4 protein-coding genes are annotated in these 4,073 nt (G+C 37.9%); 3 read left to right on the forward strand and 1 reads right to left on the reverse strand.

From position 1 onward, the window contains the following. Positions 1-1,674, reverse strand: a 1,674-nt coding sequence (locus AC1DDX_RS24645; protein ID WP_477622763.1) for a BamA/TamA family outer membrane protein, incomplete at its 3' end; no start/stop codon positions are given. A gap of 124 nt (positions 1,675-1,798) precedes the next feature. On the opposite strand from AC1DDX_RS24645, the gene AC1DDX_RS24650 reads away from it, so the two are divergent. From AC1DDX_RS24650 to AC1DDX_RS24660, 3 genes are all read left to right on the forward strand, one after another. Continuing rightward, on the forward strand, positions 1,799-2,734 hold the full coding sequence (locus tag AC1DDX_RS24650) for a ring-cleaving dioxygenase (RefSeq protein ID WP_337715077.1): 936 nt from the start codon (positions 1,799-1,801) through the stop codon (positions 2,732-2,734). A 1-nt stretch (position 2,735) separates the two neighbouring features. Then, entirely contained in the window at positions 2,736-3,365 is a 630-nt protein-coding gene (locus AC1DDX_RS24655; RefSeq protein ID WP_477611729.1) for an alpha/beta hydrolase, read from the forward strand. Positions 3,366-3,390: 25 nt separating this feature from the next. Next, on the forward strand, positions 3,391-4,073 hold a 683-nt coding region (locus AC1DDX_RS24660), incomplete at its 3' end, for a pirin family protein (RefSeq protein WP_477622764.1).

Here is a 4,073-nt window from a genome sequence, read left to right on the forward strand (position 1 = left end):
ACCTAAAACTTTAAACATTTCTCCTCTATAATTGAATCTAAAACCCGATGTTGCAAAAGAGTGCAAAAATGAGAATGAATGTGTACTTCCATAAGGCAGTTTCCTAAAACCGGGTTGGGTAATTTTATATGATAAACCAAGCAAAACCCTGTCATCTATATTATAACTGGCATTTAAAAGCAGCATCTTTCTTTTATAAAGATCTGTGTACACGAAGTGTGTATTAGAGGTGTCGTTATCCAATCTCTTAAGAAACTTGTTTGCATTCCCCGTAAAAGCTATGTTGTCATCTTTACCATAAACACGGATTTTACGAGGTGAGTTTTCTACATGAAATGTTTTTTTACCCTCAACACTAATTATCCTTAGTTTAATAGTTGAGGTTTTATTATCTAGTATCAAACTGTCGTTACCATCTTTCACATATAACCTAATTTCTCTGGTTACTTTTGGATTAAAAGTTCTGATAAAAATAACATCCTTAATGTGTCCTTCCTTAGATATTTTATGGATCGTTACATTTAAAGCCTTATCCGGCCCATCTGTTATATTGATCAGCTCATTCTTATTACTTGCCTGTATATCAACTATACTATTTATAAAATGATAGTATTTATTCATCAATTCAGGAAGGTTCTTTCTTCTCTCTTTAAGCTGGGCCAGTATGCGATCATGGCGAAGAGAATATCCGGGTTCAGGTAGTTTTTTAAGGGCCTTTTCAAACACCTCGTCGGTTAAAGAAGCACAAAAATCCTTTACTACCTCGTTCCATTCCTTTTCATCTATCCCAGAAAACCATCTTCCATAAATAGCTCTTCCTTCCCAAAAGAACCAGTTAATATCAGGCAGGCTTCTTTCGTACCCCTGTATCATTGGCAATAGCCACGAGGATTGCGCATATCTTGGCACAAGGCCTTCCGACAAATAAAAGACCTGATCTCTGTCTCTCGGAATTGGAAGATATTTCATAGTTCCATCAACATTCTTTTCAGGCTTCCATCTCCATTGATCTTCATGTCTATCCCAATCTCCCAGCAAAGCATCCAATGCTTTTGCTCTTAGTAATGCCCGGCCATCATAAATGTTATCATTATCATCTGTTAACTTGCGCATCATCTTTTCCGAATTATCAGTATCCCCAACAGGTTCTCTTTCCTCCAGTAAACAAAGCGTATTCTGGAACACCTTGGCAAATTCACCTAATCCGGTATCCGGCAATACCCACCCAATCATAGGATCGCTGTGTGGCACATTTACAGCATCTGCAATATCAGGGACTGCTAAGGCCGAGAATGGGTTCTGGGCCGACATATTATCTTTTACTACCGTACCCGCAAATGTTTTTCTGAATATTTCGGGCAACAATATTTCCGGAAACTTTTCTACACTTCTAAGTACCCACTCTTTGCCCTGTTTATCTACCAATCTTAACGAATGCGATTGATTGCCTCCACCCCTTTTGACCGGCGTTAACCCACCTTTAATTTCCGAAATTTTAATAATGGGTACTTTGGTACTCATCGCATACTCCTTACGGTAATTTTCTCCAAACAAAAAGCGATGAAACTTACTTACACTATCGTACTTAGGGTAGATTTTAATACTTATGGAGTCTTGCGCACTTGATACCAAGCTAGCCGACAATAAAACAACGGAGAGGATGAATCTAATCATACTTAAATATCTAAATATAAAGCTACGCATTTCTTAATCTATGGTAAGATTTAAAATAAAAGTTCCCCCTAAATTTGTAGTGTTATTTAAGAATTAATTAATTAAACCACTAAAATAGGTAGCCATGAACAACAGAATTTTAGGCCTGCACCACATTACTGCAATTGCAGGAAACGCAAAAAAGAACTATGATTTTTATACCCGCATACTAGGTTTACGATTGATTAAAAAAACCGTAAACTTTGATGACCCACATACCTATCACTTTTATTACGGTGATGAACAAGGAACACCAGGAAGTATTTTGACATTTTTTCCATGGGAAGGAATTATGACCGGCCGACGAGGTTCAAGACAGGTAACCGAAATTGGGTACAGTGTTCCGGCCGGGAGTTTAGAATTTTGGCAAAACAGGTTTGAAGAAAACAATGTAATCTACAACAAACCTGCTGAAAAATTTGGAGAACGGTATCTGACTTTTCTTGATCCTGATGGATTAAAATTTGAACTGACTGAAGTTAAAACTCCTGATGCAAGGGCACAGTGGACCACGCCTGAAATAGGCAAAGAAAATGCAACCCATGGCTTTCATCATGTAACAATAACAACCAATAAAATGGATGGTACTGCTAAAGTTTTAACAGACATTTTTGGATATAAATTGGAAAAAACTGAAGTGAACCGGTCACGTTTTGTTACAGATGCAGTAACCTATGCAGCCATTGTTGACCTTGTAGAGGCCCCTGGTGAAGCTGTTGGTCATGTTGCAAGCGGATCTGTGCACCACGTTGCCTTCAGGGTTAAAGATGAGGCCACTTTAATGTACTTTAGAGATAAGGTTGTGGCAATGGGTTTGAACATTACAGAAAAGATTGACCGTAACTATTTCTATTCTTTATATTTCCGCGAACCAGGTGGTGTACTTTTTGAAATTGCTACCGATAATCCAGGTTTTACCGTTGATGAATCTTTAGAAGACTTAGGGTCAAACCTTAAACTTCCTGCTCAATATGAAAACATGAGATCAGAAATTGAGGGCATTTTACCTAAAATAAACTAACATGTACACACACAATAAAAATATTATAACTGCAGGTGTTCCTGTTGCTGAGGCTAAAAGAGCTATTGTTTTTTTGCATGGCCGCGGATCTACAGCTGAGGATATCATTTCTTTAAACAATCATTTAAAGGTGGATGATGCAGCTTTATTTGCTCCGCAAGCTACCAATAACAGTTGGTACCCGTATAGCTTTATTTCTCCTGTTGAACAAAACCAACCAGCTTTAGATTCCGCACTTACAGTGATTAAAGACCTTGTCGGCGAAATTATCTCTTCAGGAATTCCTCAGGACAAAATTTATTTTGTTGGATTTTCGCAGGGTGCATGTTTAACGCTTGAATATATTACCCGAAATGCTGCCAGATATGGTGGTGCGGTTGCCTTTACCGGTGGATTAATTGGTAAAGAAATAAACATGAGGAACTATAAAGGCGATTTTCAACAAACGCCAATATTGATAACAATAGGCGATCCTGATCCTCATGTTCCGGTAAGGAGAGTTGAGGTAAGCGAGGGTATCATTAAAAAAATGAATGCAAAAATTTCTATGAAGATTTATGCAGGAAGAGTTCACACAATTAGTCAGAAAGAAATCGAATTGGCCAGGCAACTCATCTTTGACGAAGTCTGATCAAAATTTGCTTAATAAAATTAAAATGGCACAAACAATATTACATACCGCTGCAACGCGTACACTTGCAGATCATGGCTGGCTTAAAAGCTATCAGACTTTTAGTTTTGGCATGCAGTATAACCCTGAAAGAATCCAATTTGGCGCCTTAAGAGTGCTTAACGACGATTGGGTTAATGGAGGAAAAGGATTTGGTGAACATCCTCATGACAATATGGAGATTATTTCCATTCCTCTTGAGGGGGCCTTACAACACGAAGACAGCCTTGAAAACGTAGCGGTTATTGAAGCCGGAGAAATTCAGGTAATGAGTGCCGGCACTGGGATTTACCATAAGGAGTTTAATAAAAACAGAAATGAACCGGTAAAGTTTCTTCAGATCTGGTTGTTTCCAAATCAACGCAATGTAACGCCAAGGTATCATCAGGAAAGATATGATACTTTGATGAAACCAAATCAGCTCACCCAAGTCTTATCTCCAGATAAAGATGATCAGGGTGTTTGGATTTATCAGGAAGCCTGGTTTAATATTGGTAAATTTGATAAGGGGATCAAAACAGATTATCATTTTAAAAACAAAGACAATGGCTTATATGTATTTGTAATTAAGGGCGATGTAAAAATTAACGATCAAATCCTGAATGAAAGAGACGGATTCGGCATCTGGGAAACTGAACATGTAACCATTGAAGCAATTAACAATATGGA

The sequence above is a fragment of the Pedobacter sp. 10L46_2 genome (genome assembly GCF_056395165.1).

Excerpts from the sequence above, each read along its gene's own strand:
- AC1DDX_RS24650 (WP_337715077.1), top strand. The coding sequence starts at position 1,799 with ATGAACAACAGAATTTTAGGCCTGCACCACATTACTGCAATTGCAGGA.
- AC1DDX_RS24655 (WP_477611729.1), top strand. The coding sequence starts at position 2,736 with ATGTACACACACAATAAAAATATTATAACTGCAGGTGTTCCTGTTGCT.